General features: G+C 71.9%; 14 protein-coding genes. All 14 read left to right on the top strand.

What is annotated here, in order from left to right; genetic code table 11:
• Positions 1–155: 155 nt before the first annotated feature.
• Positions 156–1979: an aspartate--tRNA ligase gene (gene aspS / locus SALPAC6_RS0109385; RefSeq protein ID WP_018253163.1), complete on the top strand. Its 1824-nt coding sequence runs from the start codon at positions 156–158 to the stop codon at positions 1977–1979.
• Positions 1980–2146: 167 nt separating this feature from the next.
• Positions 2147–2743 (top strand): ArsR/SmtB family transcription factor, encoded by a 597-nt coding sequence (locus SALPAC6_RS0109380; protein ID WP_018253162.1) that lies wholly within the window; start codon positions 2147–2149, stop codon positions 2741–2743.
• Positions 2743–4122: an MFS transporter gene (locus tag SALPAC6_RS0109375; RefSeq protein ID WP_018253161.1), complete on the top strand. Its 1380-nt coding sequence runs from the start codon at positions 2743–2745 to the stop codon at positions 4120–4122. Before SALPAC6_RS0109380 ends, SALPAC6_RS0109375 begins: the two co-directional genes overlap by 1 nt.
• A gap of 110 nt (positions 4123–4232) precedes the next feature.
• The gene (locus SALPAC6_RS0109370; protein WP_026189477.1) at positions 4233–5738 is read left to right on the top strand and encodes a replication-associated recombination protein A; all 1506 of its coding nucleotides are present in this window, start codon (positions 4233–4235) and stop codon (positions 5736–5738) included.
• A gap of 1487 nt (positions 5739–7225) precedes the next feature.
• Complete coding sequence (locus SALPAC6_RS0109365; protein WP_018253159.1) at positions 7226–8035, top strand: hypothetical protein; 810 nt, start codon at positions 7226–7228, stop codon at positions 8033–8035.
• Between the two features lie 153 nt (positions 8036–8188).
• Positions 8189–8650, top strand: coding sequence for a DUF948 domain-containing protein (locus SALPAC6_RS0109360; protein ID WP_018253158.1), 462 nt, complete (start codon positions 8189–8191; stop codon positions 8648–8650).
• 32 nt (positions 8651–8682) lie between these two features.
• Positions 8683–8988 (top strand): hypothetical protein, encoded by a 306-nt coding sequence (locus SALPAC6_RS0109355; RefSeq protein ID WP_018253157.1) that lies wholly within the window; start codon positions 8683–8685, stop codon positions 8986–8988.
• Positions 8985–11663 (top strand): alanine--tRNA ligase, encoded by a 2679-nt coding sequence (alaS, locus tag SALPAC6_RS0109350; protein ID WP_018253156.1) that lies wholly within the window; start codon positions 8985–8987, stop codon positions 11661–11663. The genes SALPAC6_RS0109355 and alaS overlap by 4 nt, the downstream gene beginning before the upstream one ends.
• Before the next feature lie 64 nt (positions 11664–11727).
• Positions 11728–12189: a Holliday junction resolvase RuvX gene (gene ruvX / locus SALPAC6_RS0109345; protein ID WP_018253155.1), complete on the top strand. Its 462-nt coding sequence runs from the start codon at positions 11728–11730 to the stop codon at positions 12187–12189.
• The gene (gene mltG, locus SALPAC6_RS0109340; protein ID WP_018253154.1) at positions 12186–13409 is read left to right on the top strand and encodes an endolytic transglycosylase MltG; all 1224 of its coding nucleotides are present in this window, start codon (positions 12186–12188) and stop codon (positions 13407–13409) included. The genes ruvX and mltG overlap by 4 nt, the downstream gene beginning before the upstream one ends.
• Positions 13399–14226 carry a shikimate dehydrogenase gene (locus tag SALPAC6_RS0109335; RefSeq protein WP_026189476.1) on the top strand — a complete coding sequence of 276 codons (828 nt, stop codon included), beginning with the start codon at positions 13399–13401 and terminating at the stop codon, positions 14224–14226. Before mltG ends, SALPAC6_RS0109335 begins: the two co-directional genes overlap by 11 nt.
• Before the next feature lie 248 nt (positions 14227–14474).
• Positions 14475–16400 carry a hypothetical protein gene (locus SALPAC6_RS0109330; protein WP_018253152.1) on the top strand — a complete coding sequence of 642 codons (1926 nt, stop codon included), beginning with the start codon at positions 14475–14477 and terminating at the stop codon, positions 16398–16400.
• 85 nt (positions 16401–16485) lie between these two features.
• On the top strand, positions 16486–17028 hold the full coding sequence (locus tag SALPAC6_RS0109325) for an acyltransferase (protein WP_026189474.1): 543 nt from the start codon (positions 16486–16488) through the stop codon (positions 17026–17028).
• A complete protein-coding gene (locus tag SALPAC6_RS0109320) occupies positions 17021–18697 on the top strand; it encodes a hypothetical protein (RefSeq protein ID WP_018253150.1) in 1677 nt (558 codons plus the stop codon). Before SALPAC6_RS0109325 ends, SALPAC6_RS0109320 begins: the two co-directional genes overlap by 8 nt.
• Positions 18698–18699 lie beyond the last annotated feature (2 nt).

Here is an 18699-nt window from a genome sequence, read left to right as displayed (position 1 = left end):
TCCGCGCACCCGGCAACCGCCGGTGCGGCAGCCCTGACAGAATGCCGGGGCAGGGACATTCTGCCCCGGAACAGGCTGGAAACGAGGATGCGGCCCCGGGGCGGCCCGGCGACAATGCTGGGCAGATTCATTCGCAGACGAGGGAGACGCACGCCGTGATCCGTACCCATGACGCCGGAAGCCTGCGCGCGACGGACGCCGGCACCACGGTGACGCTCGCCGGCTGGGTGGCCCGCCGGCGCGACCACGGCGGTGTCATCTTTGTCGACCTGCGGGACGGTTCCGGGGTGGCCCAGGTCGTCCTCCGCGAGGAGGACGCCCACGTGCTGCGCAACGAGTACTGCGTCCGGGTCACCGGCGAGGTGACCCGCCGTCCCGAGGGCAACGAGAACCCGGAACTGGCCACCGGCGAGGTCGAGGTGACGGCGGAGGAACTGGAGGTGCTCTCCGAGGCGGCGCCCCTGCCGCTGCCGGTGGACGACCAGGTCGAGGCCGGTGACGACGTCCGGCTGCGCTACCGGTATCTGGATCTGCGCCGCAGCGGTCCGGCCAGCGCCCTGCGGCTGCGTTCCGCGGCCAACCAGATCGCTCGCACGGTGCTGCACGAGCGGGACTTCCTGGAGATCGAGACTCCGACGTTGACCCGCTCGACGCCGGAGGGGGCCCGGGACTTCCTGGTGCCGGTCCGGCTGCAGCCCGGCACCTGGTACGCGCTGCCCCAGTCGCCGCAGTTGTTCAAGCAGCTGCTCATGGTGGGCGGGATGGAGCGGTACTACCAGATCGCCCGCTGCTACCGGGACGAGGACTTCCGCGCCGACCGGCAGCCGGAGTTCACCCAGCTGGACATCGAGATGTCCTTCGTCACCGAGGACGACGTGATCGACCTCGGCGAGGCGATCGTGTCCCGGCTGTGGCGGGAACTGGCCGGCCACCAGATCACTCGGCCGATCCCACGGATCACCTGGCACGAGGCCATGGCCCGGTACGGTTCGGACAAGCCGGACCTGCGTTACGGCGTGGAGTTGACCGAGCTGACCGACTACCTGCGCGGCACCCGGTTCCGGGTCTTCGCCGGCGCGATCGAGGCGGGCGGCTACGTCGGTGCGGTCGTGATGCCCGGCGGTGCGGCGCAGTCCCGTAAGGAGCTGGACGGCTGGCAGGACTGGGCCAGGGCGCGGGGTGCGAAGGGCCTGGCGTACGTGGTGCTCGACGCCGAGACGGGTGAGGCACGGGGCCCGGTCGCCAAGAACCTCTCCACCGAGCACCTGGCGGGTCTGGCCGACGCCGTCGGCGCGAAGCCCGGCGACGCGATCTTCTTCGCCGCCGGCGCGGAGAGCCGGGCGGCTCAGGAACTGCTCGGCGCGGCCCGGGTGGAGATCGCCCGCCGGGCGAAGCTGATTGACGAGAGCGCCTGGGCGTTCTGCTGGGTGGTTGACGCGCCGATGTTCGAGCGGGTCACCGACCGCGAGGAGGGCGCAGCGGGCGGCTGGACCGCGGTGCATCATCCGTTCACCGCGCCGAACGCCGAGTGGGTGGACCGCTTCGAGGAGGCGCCGGACCGGGCTCTCGCCTACGCGTACGACATCGTCTGCAACGGAAACGAGATCGGCGGCGGCTCGATCCGTATCCACCGCAACGACGTGCAGCAGCGGGTCTTCGAGTTGCTCGGCATCACGCCCGAGCAGGCGCAGGACAAGTTCGGCTTCCTGCTGGAGGCGTTCAAGTACGGCGCGCCGCCGCACGGCGGTATCGCCTTCGGTTGGGACCGGGTCTGCATGCTGCTCGCCGGCGCCGACTCGATCCGTGAGGTCATCGCCTTCCCGAAGACCCGTGGCGGGTTTGACCCGTTGACCGCCGCGCCGACCCCGATCACCGCGGCGCAGCGCCTGGAGGCGGGCGTGGACGCCCGGCCCAAGCCCGAGGCGCGGGCGCAGGCCGGCACCGCCGGCCCGGCCGCTCCGGTGGCCGACCCCACCTGACGCCCCTCGTTGGCCATTCCAGTGGCGGCTCGGCTTGTGCCGGGCCGCCACTGCCGTGTTCCGCGCACCGCGGCCGGCGTGGTGTGGGCCGGTCGCATCCGACGATGTTGCACAACTTCTGTGCATAAAAGTTGTGCACAGTATCCATGCAAAGATAGTGTGCACGTATGACTGATGACCGGGAACGGGCCGGGCCCACCCCGCGCGCGGTGCACATCGACCACCGGCAGGTGCGGGTGCTGGCGCACCCACTGCGGATCCGGCTCCTCGGGGCGCTGCGGGTGCAGGGCCCGGCGACCGCCACCATGCTGGCCGAACAGCTCGACACCAACACCGGTGCCACCAGCTACCACCTGCGTCAGCTCGCCGATGTGGGGCTGGTCGCCGAGGACTCCGACCGGGGTGCCGGCCGGCAACGCTGGTGGCGGGCCGTGCACGAGATCACCGACTTCGAGCCCACCGACTTCGACGACGATCCGGACGCCCGCGCCGCCCTGGAGTGGATCCAGGGTCACCAGGTGCGCCTGCTGACGGAGCAGGCGCAGCGGTGGTACGCGGCCCAGAGCCAGTGGTCGTCGGAGTGGCGGGACGCCTTCGGGATGGGCGACGCCTTCCTGACCCTCCCGGTGGACCGGCTGAAGGCGCTCAACGACGAACTCTGGCAGGTCCTGGAGCGGTACCGCGCCGCGGCCGACCCGCCGGAGCCCGGCGCCGAGCAGGTTCAGGTCTACCTCGCCGCCTACCCGCTGCCGAAGGAGGCGTGATGGCCACCCTCTCGGTCCGACAGGTCCGCCACCGCTACCTCATCCTGCTCGGCCTGCGCTGGCTGCCGGTCGGCCTGCTGGTCCCGGTCTTCGTCCTGCTGATGCAGGAGCGGGGCCTCACCCTCACCGAGATCGGCATGGCCTTCGCCGCCCAGGGTGTCCTCGTCCTCGCGCTCGAGTTGCCGACCGCCGGGCTCGCCGACGCCGTGGGCCGCCGGCCGGTGCTGGTGCTCGCCGCGGTGGTCAACCTCGTCTCCATGGCGCTCTTCGTCGTGGCCGACTCGTTCGCCCTCCTGGTGGCGGTGTGGGCGTTGCAGGGGGTCTATCGGGCGCTGGACAGCGGCCCGCTCGAGTCCTGGTTCGTGGACAGCACCCTCGCCGCCGATCCCGATGCCGAGTACGAGCGCGGCCTGAGCCAGGGCGGGACGGCGCTCGGCGTCGCCATGGCGGTCGGTGCCCTGCTCAGCGGCGCGCTGGTCGCGTTCGGCCCGGTCGGCCCGTTCACTGCGTTGACCATGCCGATCGTGGCCATCGTGGTGTTGCAGGTCGTCGGGCTGGTGGCACTCCTCGCCCTGATGCGCGAGCGTCGTCCCACCGCCGGGTCGTCGGCACTCCGCGAGTCGATCGCGGAGGCCCCCCGGATGGTCGGCCAGGCGATGGGGCTGGTGCGCCGCTCCCGGGTGCTGCTCGCCCTGCTCTCGGTCGAGCTCTTCTGGGGCTTCGGCATGGTCACTTTCGAAGCTCTCCTGCCGGTTCGGCTCGCCGAGGTGCTCGGTGACTCGGATCGAGCCGGGGCGCTGCTCGGTCCGGCAACCATGGTGGCCTGGCTCGCGAATGCCGGTGGCGCGGCGGCGACCCCGCTGCTCACCCGGTGGCTGGGCGCCGCGCCCGCCGCGGCGCTGCTGCGGATCGCGCAGGGCGTCACCGTGGTCGGGATGGCGCTGCTCGCCGGTCCGGTCGGCGTGCTGATCGCCTTCGTCGTGTGCTACGTCGTGCACGGCGCCTCGAACCCGTTGCACATGGGGCTGGTGCACCGGCAGGTCGACGGGCCGTACCGGACCAGTGTGGTCTCCCTGAACTCGATGGTGGCCATGCCCGCGGGCGCCGCCGGGGGGATCGTGCTCGGCCTGGTCGCGGACCGGGCCGGCGTCAGCGTCGCGATGCTGGCCGGCGCGGTGGTGCTCGCGATCGCCGCGCCGCTGTACCTGCCCGCCTGGCGGGCGAGCCGCGATGGTTCGGTCGGTACGCCGACGGCCGCCGCCTCGCCCGCGCCCCCGGCGACCCAGCCCGAGGGCTCGGCACCGGTCAGCGGAGCGCCCGGCGTCCCCCCGGCCCGCGCTGGTGACCCGACCACCGGCGCGGGCACGGCTCGGCGTTGATGGCGGTGCCACCGACCGCACCACGCGGCCGGTGGCACCGAAGGGAAGGTCAGCTCCGCCCGGCGGCGCTGATTCTGTTGACCCCGGCCGCGCCCGGTACTGTTCCCGTGATGGATCCCGACGCCCTCTTCTCCTTCGGAGAGCCCGCCGCCGCGGCTGTTGTGCCCGCGGGTACTACCGGCATGGCTGGGTTCACACCGGTCGGTCAGGATGCGCCGCTGGCCGTCCGGATGCGTCCGACCGGGCTCGACGAGCTGATCGGCCAGGACCACCTGCGTGCCCCCGGCGCTCCGTTACACCAACTCGTCTCCGGGGCCGCGCCGATGTCGGTGATCCTCTGGGGCCCGCCGGGCAGTGGGAAGACCACCATCGCGCACCTGGTGGCTGGGGCGACCGATCGTCGTTTCGTGGCGATGTCGGCGCTGAACGCCGGGGTGAAGGACGTCCGTGCCGTCATCGAGGCCGCCCGCCGGCAGCGCCGCACCGGTGGCCCGCAGACCGTGCTCTTTATTGACGAGGTGCATCGGTTCAGCAAGACCCAGCAGGATTCACTCCTCGCCGCGGTCGAGGACCGGACCGTCACGCTGCTGGCGGCGACGACCGAGAATCCATACTTCTCCGTCATCTCGCCGCTGTTGTCCCGGTGTGTGCTCCTCACCCTGCAGCCGCTGGATGACGACGCGGTGCGCAGCCTGCTCCGCCGTGCGGTCGCCGACGGACGCGGCCTGGGCGGCGCGCCCGCCCTCGCCCCCGACGCCGAGGAGCATCTGGTCCGGCTCGCTGCCGGTGACGTTCGCAAGGCGCTCACCGCCCTGGAGGCCGCGGCCGCCTCCGCCACCGCGGTCGGCGCCAGCCGCATCGACCTGGCCACCGCCGAGCAGGCGGTGGACAGCGCCGCCGTCCGCTACGACCGCGACGGCGACAGTCACTACGACGTGACCAGCGCCTTCATCAAGAGCATGCGTGGCTCCGACGTGGACGCGGCGCTGCACTGGCTGGCCCGGATGCTGGTCGCCGGCGAGGACCCGCGGTTCATTGCCCGACGGATGGTCATCTTCGCCAGCGAGGACGTCGGCATGGCCGACCCGGGTGCGCTCGGCGTGGCCACCGCCGCCGCCCACGCAGTGGAGTACGTCGGCCTGCCGGAGGCCCAGCTCAACCTCGCCCAGGCGGTGATCCACCTGACCACGGCGCCGAAGTCGAACTCGGCGACCACCGCTATCGGGGCAGCCCTCGCCGATGTCCGGGCTGGCCGGGGCGGGGCGGTGCCGCGCGGGCTGCGGGACGCGCACTACTCCGGCGCCAAGGGGCTCGGCCACGGCACCGGCTACCGCTATCCCCACGACGACCAGCGGGGTGTGGTCAATCAGCAGTACGTGCCCGATGACCTCGTCGGCACCGACTACTACCGGCCCAGCCAGCACGGGGCCGAGCGAGCTGTCGCTGATCGACTGCCGCTGCTGCGCCGGATCATTCGCCGGTCGGCGCCGACGGCTGACCGCCGGCCGGCGGCGCCCTGCGGCGCCGGGGCGGGCAACGGCCGCCAACCCGAAAGACCGGGTGACGATGGGGCGTACGAGGGTGGCGTGGACGCCACTGAGGAGGGGCAGCAGTGAAGTCGCGAGGGGCGGACCAGCCCGAGGAGAGCGCCGACCGGCGGCGCAAGGGGCGCCGCTGGGGACGGGGGAAGGCCGAGGCCGCGGCCGAGGAGCCGGTCACCGGCGAGGAGTTCGGCTGGATCGACGACCTGCGTACGGCGAAGGCGCAGCGGGCGGAGTTGGGTCCGGAGGGCGGGCCCGGCCCGTCCACGCCGCCGCAGCGCCCCGGTGCCGACCCGGGTCCGAGCGGCACTGGGGCTACACCGCCCGTGCGGCGAGACGAGCCCGAAGCGCCCGGTCCGCGCCCCGACGCTGGCCGGCGGCCCGGCGCCGTGGAGCCGGCCCCGCCGGTGCCTTCCGTCCCACCGGTGGGGCCGCCCGCTCCTTCCGGGCCCTCCGCTCCTCCTGGCCCCTCAGCCCCCCGGCCGCACGGGCGCGGTGGCCCGCCCGGGCCGCCGACCGCCGAGCCGGTCGGCCGTGGCCGCCCGGCGGCGGCCCGTCCGCCGGCCCCCGCGGTGCCCCAGCCGGGCCTCGCCCCATCGGCACGCCAGGGCGGACGACATGGCGCCGGTGAGCCGACGGGCGCTCCGGGCGCCCCGCCGGCGGCCCCAGGCCGGGCCGGCGACGATCCGACCGGCGGGATTCCTCCCGCCGCGGGCGGACACCGTGCGCCAGAGGGCGGCAGGTCACCCAGCCACCGTGCTGCCCCACCGTCCGGTGGTGTCGCCCGGCATGGCCGACGGGAGACGCCGGAGGAGGACACCGTCGTACCGCGTGGCCGCCCGTCCGCCCCCGAGGGCGGCCCGGGGCGGGCCACTCCCACGGTGAACACCGACATCCCGAGCCCGCGAACCGACAGCGCCGACCCGACCACCAGCGAGGGGCGGCTAGCTCGACCGAAGCGGCCCGCGGACTGGCTGCGGCAGGCCGGCCGTACTCCCCACCAGACCGACCCCACGCTGCGTTCCCTCAATCAACCGGCGGTTCCCCCGGGCTCGCCGGTAGCCCCGCGTAGCGCGCCGCCCGTCGGCGGCCGGGTACCCGCTGACGGTTCGCGTTCTGGACCCGAACCGTCCCGGGGTGGTCCCGCCACCGGGCGAGTGCGACCCGGCCCCGCCGGTCCGCACCCGGGAGCGGCTAGCCCCGCGCGGCCGCATCCGCCCGCTGGACCGGCTGCCGAGCGGCCCCGCCCGTCCGCTGCCGCGAGCGGCGCGATCGGTGAGCCGCCCCCGCCCGGCCCAGGCCTTGTCCGTCCGGGCCGTCCGGATCAGCCGCCGCCACGGGCCGCCGCCGGGCCGCCGCCGGGCACGGTTGCCCCGCGGCGGGCCAGCCCGCCGACTCCGCCCGTGGGCGGCGCTCCTCCACCCGGAGTGGCCCGACCCGCCGTCATCCCGGACGGTCCACCCGGGATGACGGCCCCGCCCGGCGCCGCCCGGCCCGGCGATCCGCCAGTTGGTCCGCGACCCGCGGCCGGGACGGCGCGGCCCGTCGGCCCCCGTCCCAGCGTGGACGAGCGACCGTCGGGTCGCGCGCTGCCGCCACCTCGAGAGCCGGCCCGGGCCACGCCCCCGGGCGTCCCGCCAGCATCGCCGGACGCCGCGCCGGAGGGGCCGCCGCACGGCCGGGCAGAACCCCCCGCGGTCGACACCGCCGCACCGGACGGACCCGGTGGAGCCCGGTCGTACCTGCGCCGGCAACCGCAGCAGCGGCTCCGGACCGGAGCCCTGGCGCTGGCCATCATCGTGCTGCTCGGTGTTGTTCCGGCCGTCTTCGGGCTGCAGACGCTCAGTCGCGACCCGGTCTTCGACACCCTCGACCGGCTGGCGGTTCCCAGCTGGGCAGCGGTCGAGACGGTGGACGATGTCAGTGGCAGCCGCTGGTGTCTGCTGGACTGTCGACTCCGCGAGCGCACCGTGGCCTCGGAACGTTCTCCAGAGGAGACTGTCCAGGTCTACGAGGCGTCGCTGCGGGGGGATGGCTGGCGGCCGTGGCAGGTCGACCGTTGCCCCGAGCAACCGGGGAAGGGTAGCTACACCTGCTGGCGACGCGATGAGCTGACCCTCGATCTGTGGGTACGCGAGCCAGCCTGTGTGCCGCCACCAGTCGACGGCGAGCCGGCGCTCGTGCCGTCCCCGGACCCATCAACCCAGGCGGCGGAGTGCACCGGCTCGTTGGTCTCGGTGAAGGTGCGGAACGCCATCGACGACGACCGGACGCGACCGCAGCCGAGCACCGACCCGTCGCTCACCGGCGAGGATCCGTTCCCGACCTTGTCGGAGGATCCGCTCGGTGAACTGACCCCCTCACCATCCTGAGGCGGTCTCCATCACGGACGGTAGGGTCTGGGCTGGCAGGCCCGCCTGCCTCCGGCCGACCAGTGGCCGGGGCGCGCGGCACGGACGTGGGGGACGACGGCGGCTTGCTGCGAGACGTCCGGTGCCCGCTGATTCGGCTTGAGGAGGACAGGCGTGGACCTTGGAGAAGTCGCGGCGCTGATCGCGGCGATCGCGTTCGCGATGTTGGTGTTGATCCTGGTGCTGCCGATCCTGCGGCTGCGGCACACGGTTGACGCGGCCACTCGGATGATCAACGACGTCAATGACCGTACCGCGCCGCTGCTCAGCGAGGTCAATACCACGGTGAAGAATGTCAACACCGCGTTGGATCAGGTGCAGACCTCGTTGGATGGGGTGAATCTCCAGCTCGCCAAGGTCGATACCATGACCAACCACGCGCAGAACATCACTGCCAACGTCGCCAACCTCGCCACGATCGTCTCCGCCGCCGCCGCGAGCCCGCTGGTCAAGGTGGCCGCCTTCGGCTACGGCGTGCGTCGGGCCACGGCCGCCCGCCGGCATGCGGATACCGAACGTGAGGTGCGGGACACCATCAAGCAACAACAGCGAGACCGTCGGCGCGGTCGCCGCTGAGCAGCGCCGGGGCACGTAGGAGGGGGAAGGTCATGAGGCGGTTGTTCTGGCTGGGCGTCGGGCTGGCCGTGGGCGTGCTGGTGGTCCGCAAGGCCGCCCGGACGGCCCAGGCCTACACGCCGGCCGGGATCGCCGGCGGGCTGTCCGAATCCGCTGGCGGCCTGGCCGAGTCGGTACGTAGCTTCGTGTCGGACGTCCGGATCGGAATGGCCGAGCGCGAGCAGGAGATTCACGAGGCCTTCGCCCGCGGCGAGGCGTTCGACGACACCGTCGCCGACCTGCGGGGATATCCGCGCACCGGCGACCGAGAGACTTTCCCGGAGGAGCACCAGCGATGAAGACGGCGGAGATCAGGCGGCGGTACCTCGCGCACTTCGAGGCGAACGGTCACACCGTGGTGCCGTCCGCTCCGCTGCCCGCCATCAGCGACCCGAACCTGCTGTTCGTCGCCGCTGGCATGATGCAGTTCGTCCCCTACTTCCTGGGGCAGCAGACCGCGCCCTACAAGCGGGCTGTCAGCGTGCAGAAGTGCCTCCGTACGCCGGATATCGACGAGGTGGGCAAGACCAGCCGGCACGGCACGTTCTTCCAGATGAACGGCAACTTCTCATTCGGGGACTACTTCAAGGACGAGGCGATCCGGCTGGCCTGGGACCTGTCCACCAAGCCGGTGGAGGCCGGGGGGCTCGGGCTCGACCCGGAGCGGATCTGGCCGACGGTCTACCACAACGACGACGAGGCGTTCCAGATCTGGCGGTCGGTCGGGGTGCCGGCGGATCGGATCGTGCGTCGCGGCAAGGCCGACAACTTCTGGTCGATGGGCATCCCCGGCCCGTGCGGGCCGTGCTCCGAGCTGTTCTACGACCGCGGCCCCGCGTACGGCCCGGAGGGCGGCCCGGCGGTTGACGAGGACCGCTACGTGGAGTTCTGGAACCTCGTCTTCATGCAGTTCGAGCGGGGGCCGGGTGCCGGCAAGGAGGACTATCCGATCCTCGGCGACCTACCGGCCAAGAACATCGACACCGGAATGGGCCTGGAGCGGATGGCCTCCATCCTCCAGGGCGTGGACAACCTCTACGAGATCGACGAGGTGCGGCCGATCCTGGCCAAGGCCGCCGAGCTGACCGGCAAGCGGTACGGCGCGCACTCCGGTCAGGTCGCCAGTGAGTCGCACCCGGACGATGTCCGGTTGCGGGTCGTCGCCGACCACGTCCGCACCGCACTGATGCTGATCGGGGACGGGGTGACCCCGAGTAATGAGGGGCGGGGCTACGTGCTGCGCCGCATCATGCGTCGGGCGATCCGTTCGGTCCGGCTGCTGGGCTGGCAGGAACGGGCGATGCCCGAGTTACTGCCGGTGGCCCGCGACTGCATGGCTGCCTCGTACCCGGAGCTGGCGACGGACTTCGGCCGGATCGCCGACTACGCGTACGCGGAGGAGGACGCGTTCCTGTCCACGCTGCGCGCCGGCACCACGATCCTGGACACGGCCATCGCCGAGACCCGCACCGCGGGTGGGCGGGCGATCTCCGGCGCGAAGGCGTTTCAGCTACACGACACGTATGGCTTCCCGATCGACCTGACCCTGGAGATCGCCAGCGAGCAGGGCCTACAGGTCGACGCCGAGGGCTTCCGTCGGCTGATGGCCGACCAGCGGGCTCGGGCGAAGGCCGACGCGCAGGCCCGGAAGACGGGGCACGTGGACCTCTCCGCGTACCGGATGGTGCTGGACGAGGGTGGCCCGGTTACCTTCACCGGCTACCAGGAGGTCTCCCGCGAGTCGACGGTGCGGGCGGTGCTCGGCGCGGCCAGCCCGCACGCCGCGGCGGTGGAGGGCGAGACGGTCGAGCTGGTACTCGACACCACCCCGTTCTACGCCGAGGGTGGTGGTCAGCAGCCGGATCTCGGCGTGATCACCGTCGGTGGGGGCCAGGTGGAGGTCCTCGACGTGCAGCAGCCGGTGCCGGGGTTGATCGTCCACCGGGCCCGGGTGCTGCGGGGCGAGGTGCGGGTGGGCGAGACCGGCTTCGCCGAGATTGACACTGATCGCCGGCGGGCGATCTCCCGGTCGCACACCGCAACCCACCTCGTGCACCAGACCATGCGCAACTTCCTCGGTGAGTCCGCCACCCAGGCCGGTTCGCTGAACGCACCGGGGCGGCTCCGGTTTGACTTCAACACCCCGACCGGGGTGGCGCCGAGTGTGCTGCGGGATGTGGAACAGCAGGTCAACGAGGCGCTCCTGGCGGACCTGGAGGTGCGTGCGTTCGTCACCTCGCTGGCCGAGGCGCGGCGGATCGGTGCGATGGCGCTCTTCGGCGAGAAGTACGGCGAGCAGGTGCGAGTCGTCGAGGTCGGCGACTACGCGCGAGAGCTGTGCGGTGGTACCCACGTGGGCCGTTCCGGCCAGCTCGGCCTGGTGAAGATTCTTTCCGAGTCGTCGATCGGGTCCGGGGTTCGCCGGGTCGAGGCGCTGGTGGGGATCGACGCGTTCAACTTCCTTGCCCGCGAGCACCTGCTCGTGGCCCGCCTCGCCGAGCTGTACCGGGTCCCATCCGACCAGGTTGCGGAGCGGGTGGAGCAGACCGTCACCCAGCTGCGCGACGCCGAGAAGGAGCTGGAGAAGCTGCGCGCGCAGCTGGTGCTCGGTGGCGCGGCGGCCCTCGCCGCCCAGGCGAGCGAGGTGCGTGGGGTGGCGTACGTCGGGACCGAAGCGCCCGAGGGCGCGGCCGGCAATGATGTGCGGACCCTCGCGCAGGAGATCCGTAGCCGGATCGATCCGGCGCGTCCGGCGGTGGTCGCGGTGGCGGCCCGGGCAAACGGCAAGGCTTCGCTGGTGGTGGCGGTCAACCCAGCCGCCCGGAGTCAGGGGCTGTCGGCGGCGGATCTGGTCAAGGTAGCCTTCGCCGGTCGAGGTGGGGGCAGCCCCGAGCTGGCCCAGGGGGGCGGTCTTCCGGCGGCCGAGGCGCCGGGGCTGCTCCGCACGGTCGAGAATGCCATCGCCGGGGCGTAATGTGCCGGGGGATGCCCGGTGCCGGAGGTGCCGCCCGCTCGTTCTCCCAGGGAGGTGACCATTCGTGGCGCAGTGGTCCCGGGGCGTACGCCTCGGGGTGGATGTCGGACAGGTCCGGGTCGGCGTGGCTCGATCCGATCCGCACGGCGTCCTGGCTACCCCGCTGGTCACCCTCGCTCGGGATCGCACCGCCGCGCCGGAGGCGGTCCCCAGCGATATGGCCGAGCTGGCCGCGTTGGTGACCGAACACGAGGCGGTCGAGGTGGTGGTCGGCCTTCCGGTGAATCTCGCCGGTCGGCAGGGCCCCGCCGCCGTACACGTGCAGGCGTATGTCGGCCGTCTGGTCGAGGTGATTTCGCCTGTGCCGGTGACGCTCGCCGACGAGCGGATGTCAACGGTGGTGGCTAGTCGTAGGCTTGCGGAGCGTGGCGTTCGGGGGCGGCGGCAGCGGGCGGTGGTGGACCAGGCGGCCGCGGTGGAAATCCTGCAGAGCTGGCTCGATGCGCAGCGGAGGCGGATGCAATGATCGAGGATCTGGACCCCGAGTTCGATGCGGATCGGGGGGAGAAGGGCCGGCATCGGCGCGGCTACGTGCGTAAGCGTCAGCGCGAGCGAGAGCGCGGCTCTGGCGGCGGCCGCGGCTCTGGCGGTGGGCGCGGCAAGACCGTGCTGGCCCTCCTGCTGACCCTGACTCTACTCGGCGGCCTCGGTGGTGGCGCCTACTACGGTTTCGAACGGATTCAGGGTCTTCTCGGCACGCCAGACTATAACGGTTCCGGGACCGAGGCGGTGACGGTCGAGATCCCGGAGGGCGCTCCGATCGCCGCCATCGCGGTCACGCTCTACGAGGCCGGGGTGATCAAGAGCACCAAGGCTTTCGTCAACGCGGCGGAGGAGAACAGCCAGAGCCGGAACATCCAGCCCGGCCAGTACGAGTTGCGTAAGCAGATGAGTGGCGAGTATGCCGTGGCCGCGATGCTGGACCCGAAGAATCGGGTCGTGAACGGGATCACTGTGCCCGAGGGGCGGACCGCGAAGAACATCTACAAGCTGCTCGCCGAGGAGACCGACATCCCCGCGAAGGAGTTCGAGGCGGCGGCGAAGGATCCGCTCGCGCTCGGTGTCCCGGAGTGGTGGTTCACGCGGACGGATGACCGGACGGTCGAGCCGTCGATCGAGGGTTTCCTCTTCCCCGACACCTACGAGCTTCCCGCGGAACCTACGGCTGAGTCGATTCTCGCGCTGATGGTGGAGCGATTCCTCACCGTCGCCGAGGAACTGGAGTTCGTCGACCGGGTGCAGAACGAACGGCAGATCGCACCGTACGAGGCGCTGATCGTCGCGTCGCTCGCCCAGGCCGAGGCGGGCACTCCGGAGGACCTCGGCAAGGTTGCCCGGGTCGCCTACAACCGGGTCTACGGCGACTTCCAGTGCAACTGCCTGCAGATGGACGTCACGATCAACTACTACCTGGAGTTGACCGGCCAAGAGACCAAGACCTCGGCCGAGATGACCCAGGATGAGCTGCTGGACACGGAGAGCCCGTACAGCCGTCAGCTCGAGGGTCTGATCCCCACGCCGATCAACAATCCGGGCCAGCTGGCGATGGAAGGTGCCATGGACCCGCCGCCGGGAAAGTGGCTCTACTTCGTCGCGATCAACAAGGAGGGGGAGTCCGCCTTCTCGGAGACCTACGAGGAACAGCTGCGCAACGAGGCCAAGGCGAGGGAGGCGGGTGTCATCTGAGCGCGTGCGGGCGGCGGTGGTCGGCGCCCCGATCGCGCACTCCCTCTCCCCGGTGATCCACAACGCCGGCTACGCCGCAGTCGGCCTGGACGACTGGTCGTATACCCGCCTCGAGTGTGCCCAGGCGCGGCTGCCGGCCCTGGTCGCCGGTCTGGGCCCGGAGTGGGCGGGGCTCTCGGTCACCATGCCGGGCAAGGAGACGGCGCTCGCGGTCGCCGCGACGGCGTCGCCGGTCGCGGTCACTGTCGGCGCGGCCAACACCCTGGTCCGCCGGCCGGACGGCTCCTGGCACGCGGACAACACCGATGTCGCCGGAATGGTGGAGGTGCTGACCGCGGCCGGGGTTCGCCCGGGGTCGACGCTGACGGTACTCGGTGCCGGCGGTACCGCCCGGGCGGCGGTGGCCGCGGCGGCGGCGCTGTGCGCCCGGACGGTGACCGTGGTGGCGCGGCGGAAGGCCGCGATCGCCGACCTGCGCCCGGTGGCCGCGGCGGCGGGCGTGTCGCTGACCGGAGTTCCCTGGGCCGACGCTGTTGCGGCCTGCACCGCCGACGTGGTGATCTCGACCGTGCCGGCCGGGGCCGCCGACCCATTAGCCCCGGCGGTGGCCTGGCGGCCCACCACTGTGCTCTTCGACGCCCTTTACGACCCCTGGCCGACCCCGCTCGCGTCCGCCGCGCAGACCGCCGGCTGCCGGGTCTGCTCCGGTCTCGATCTGCTGCTGGCCCAGGCGGTCGGCCAGTTCGAGCAGTTCACCGGGGTGCCGGCGCCGCGTGCGGCGATGGCCGCCGCGCTCACCGCGGCTCGGGCGGGCTGACCCCGCTGCGGCGACTCGTCGCGTGCCAATGGGGCGAACCGGCAGTGGCGTGCCACGAGCCGGGGAGGCCGGGGCGCCGTCGGAGCGGCCGGGGCTGGGGCCAGCGGGGCAAGTGCCGACCAATCGGTGGATATCGCTGAGGGGGTCGGGCGAGGCACGCTACGCGAGTTCTCACCCTGTGGAGGTCTGGCGTGGCTGGGTTCTTGCGTCGTCGGCGGATTTCGGGTCGCCCTGTTCGGACGGCCGTGATGTGCTCGATAGCCGTCGCCGCCGCATTGCTCGCACCATCCGCGGCCTCCGCCACCGTCCCGCCGGTGCCCGAGACACAGGTCCTGGTGTCGGGCGATCCGGTTGACCAGACACCGCACGCCCGCGACGGCGAGACCCGGGCCTTCGCGCACATCGGCTCGACGGTGTACGTGGGGGGCACCTTCACCCAGGTCCGGGAGGACCCGACTGCGGCGTGGGTCAGCCAGCGCTACCTGTTCGGCTACGACAAGGTCACCGGGGCGATCTCGACGACCTTCCTGCCGGAGCTCGACGGTGCGGTGAACTCGCTGGTCGCCGGCCCGAACGACACGCTGATCGTCGGCGGGGCCTTCCGGAACGCCAACGGGGTGTCCCGGAGGAACCTGGTGGCGCTCGACCCGAGCACCGGCGCCACCGTCGACGGCTGGGTGGGCCGCTCCGACGGCGGCACCGTGCGGGACATGGCGCTGCACGGTGACTGGCTCTACCTGGCGGGCGCCTTCAACTGGGTGAACGGCACCCCGCACGCCGGGCTCGCTCGACTGCACGTCAGCACGGGAGCGATCGACCCGACCTTTGCCGTCAACGCCACGGCGGGACGAGCCGGCACCAGTTCGTACGTCTGGACCATCGACGTCTCCCCGGACGGGCAGACGTTGGTAGCGGGCGGCAACTTCACCGATGTCAACGGCCTGTCGCGGAACCAGTTGGCGCTCGTTGACCTCTCCGGTACGCCGAGCGTCCACGACTGGAGCACGGAGAAGTTCGTGGCGCCGTGCGAAGGACGGCCGGCCTTCTCCTACGTGCAGGATGTCCGGTTCGGCGGTGACGGCGGCTGGTTCGTCGTCGGTACCAACGGCGGATCGGGCTGGCCGGCGGGATACTGTGACGCGCTCGTGCGCTTCGAGACCGCGGCCCGCGGCGACGGTCAACTCGGCACCTGGGTGAACTACACCGGTCGGGACACCATCACCTCGGTCGAGGTGGTCGACAACGTCATCTACCTCGGTGGGCACTTTCGCTGGTTGAACAATCCGAACGGACACGACAGCGCCGGCGACGGCGCCATTGACCGGCTTGGTATCGCCGCGGTCACCCCGGCCACCGGGATGCCGGTGAACTGGAATCCGCGTCGTAGCGGCGGCTCGTCGCTACCCGCCGGCACCAGTCCGTGGGGCTCCGCCGTGCCGGTGCTCTGGCGAGGCGACGACGGGCTGTACTTCGGGCACAACTCCGACGGCATGGGGGGCGAGTACCACGGCCGGCTCGGGATGTTCCCCCGCGCCGGTGGTCGGACGATCACCCCGAAGAACCCGTCAACCGCGACCAGCGGCAATCTCTACCTGGGCACCGGGGAGGGGGAGCTGACCCGGGTTCCGTTCGACGGCACCGGCATCGGCGCACCGACCACGGTCAGCCAGCCGAACTACACCGGTGCCGGGGCGACCTGGGGAATGAGTGACCGGATCTACTGGGCACACACCGTCGCCGGTACCCCGACGGGCAGCCGGATCGACATCTCGATGCTTCCCGGGGGCGTGATCGGTGTCCCGTGGGAGTCGTCCGGCTACAACGACTGGTTCGATGCGGCGGAGCTGACCGGCGCCTTCTTCCTCGACGGGCGCCTCCACTACACCCGGGCCGACTCCGACGCCCTCCACTACCGGTACTTCGAGACGGACGGGAACTACCTCGGTGCCACCGAGTTCACGCTGCCCACCACCGGGATCGACTGGTCAACGCTGCGGGGTATGGCCTGGGTGAACGGCAAGATCGTGTACGGAAACACCGACGGGAACCTGCGGAGCGTCCCCTACCAGCCGGCGGCCGATCCGGTGGTGGACGGCGCGGAGAGCGTCCTGCTCGTGACCGCGAGCCCAGAGCTGTCCTGGTCTACTTCGCGACTGTTCTTCGCTGTGCAGTAAGGCGACTGACTATTGTCGATTATGGTGGATGATTCACGTTGGCTGGCGGTGATCTATGCCGTCGTCCCGGACGTGGGGAGGATCGTTGCGGGGCATCCGCCGTGGTTTTGGGGTTAGAGCCGGGTTCGCGCTGAAGCGCGGCTGGTACCGGCTGCGCTATCCGAGGCTGAGTCTCGGCCGGGATGTGGAGATCCGGGGGCGGGTCCGGTTGCGCCGTGGCGTACGGGTGCGCATCGGTGACCGGACCCGGATCAACAAGCTGGTGCGGTTCGCCGGTCCGGGGGAGGTCCACATCGGCGCCGACTGTCTGTTGAGTGCGACCTGGGTGGGTGCCTGGACCTCGGTCACGGTCGGTGATCGTTGCCTCTTGTCGAACTGTGAGGTGCGGGACAACGACTTCCACAATCTGCGGCCCGAGGTGCGACACGACCCGCCCACCCCACCTGCCCGAGCCCCGATCGTCCTTGAGGACAACGTCTGGGTCGGCGCACACGCACTCGTGCTGAAGGGTGTGCGGATCGGTCGGGACAGTGTCGTGGGCGCCGCCACGGTGGTCCGGACGGATGTCCCGCCGCGGGTGGTGGTTATGGGAAATCCGCAGCAGACGGTGAAGAAGTTCGATGACTAGCGCCGCTGGTGGTGGCTGGACCGCCACCGCCGCCTCCGGTGGGGGGACATCGAGTCGAACGGTCACCCTGACCGACCTGCTCCGCGTGCCGCTGCACCGGATCCGCGTGCTGGCCGGTGCCGCCGTGCTCGGGCTGCTCGCCGCACTCGGCTACGTGCTGCTGGTGCCGAGCGCGGTGACCGCAGACGCCGTGGTGGCGGTCCGACCGGTGGTCACCGACGCCTTCACGCCGAGTGGCGCGTCCGCCGACCGCGCGGTGAACATGAACGTGGAGCGCGGCATCGCCACCGGGACCGAGGTGGTGCGGCGGCTGGTGGACGCCACCGGCCGGGACCAGCGTGACGTGCAGGACGCCCTCGAACTCGAGGTACCCACGGGCGGCCAGATCCTGCGCTTCCGATTCACCGCGAACTCACCCCAGGACGCGGTCGCGGGCGTCAATCTCGCCGCAGCGGCCTACCTGGACGTGCGCCGCACCATGTACGAGCAGCAGCGGGCGGACATCCTGCGCTCGTACGACGAGAGCATCAGCAAGGTTCAGGCCCAGCAGGAGGCGTTGCAACGTCGGATCGCCAGTGCTCAGGAGGGTGAGGCGGATGCGGCGGTGGCCGAACTGTCCGGTGTGAACAGCCAACTGGTCCAGCTCGGTTCGGCCCGTACCGAGATCGCCGCGGTCGATGTCAACCCCGGCTGGGTCACCCGCGAGGCGGAGACGAACCTGGTCGCCCCGGGCGGTGGCAGCCTGCTCCGCCTGCTCGCGGGGCTGCTGGGTGGGGTGCTGCTCGGCACCGTGTTGGCGTACGGGTGGGAGTCGGTGGACCGGCGTATCCGGTCGGTTGACGACGGTCGGGACGCTACCGGCCTGCCACTACTCGGTACCGCCCGCGGCCCGAAGGCGCGCGGCTCCCGGCGCGCCGTGGACGCCGATTTTCGGTATGTGGCGATGGCCATCGCTGGGCGGACTCGGGAACCGGCCCGGATCGTGTTGTTGACCACCCGGGGGGATCAGACCGTGCTGAGCGCCGGGCTGGCGGTGGCGCTCGCGGCGACCGGCCGGGAGGTGTACCTCGCCGACGACATCGGTCGGCTGGGACGGTTGCGCAGCGAGGTGCTGGCTGGCGTGGCGCGCCTGCCGGCGACGGCGAACTCCGCCCGGTCGGTGGTGCCGCAGCCGCGCCAGAGCCGAAGGACGGCCCCCGTTGACGAGGTCACCGAGCAGATCACCGTCCGGCGGCCCTCCCCCCGCCCGACGGCTTTTCCGCGCCAGGCCACCGTCCAGCGCGCGACCACGGCCGGCCACGCTACCGCCGCCAACGGCCCGGTGCCCGACGACCCGGATGGCACGATCTTGCTGCCCCGGATCTCATCCACCGCGCCGACCAGCGGAAGGAGCGCAGTCGGAGCGCCCACCGACACGGTTGTGGTGGGCGCCGGCACCATCCGGTTCGGCACCTGGCGGCAGCGGCCGGCCAGCGGGGTGGTGCTGTTCAACTCCCCACCGGCCGAGGCCGATGAGCGGGGCGTCGCGGCGGCCCGACAGGGTGCCGCGGTGGTGGTGGTCGAGCAGGACCAGACCCGGGAGAGCGACCTACGTCGGCTGGCGGAGCGGCTGCGAGCGGCAGGCGTGGCCCCCCTCGGCTTCGTCCTCACCCACCGCGGTCGGGGCTGACC

Origin of the sequence: Salinispora mooreana, assembly GCF_000379065.1 — a bacterium.
Lineage (GTDB): Bacteria > Actinomycetota > Actinomycetes > Mycobacteriales > Micromonosporaceae > Micromonospora > Micromonospora mooreana.
Note: the sequence above shows the minus strand (reverse complement) of the source record. Positions and strands in the feature narration are given on the sequence as shown.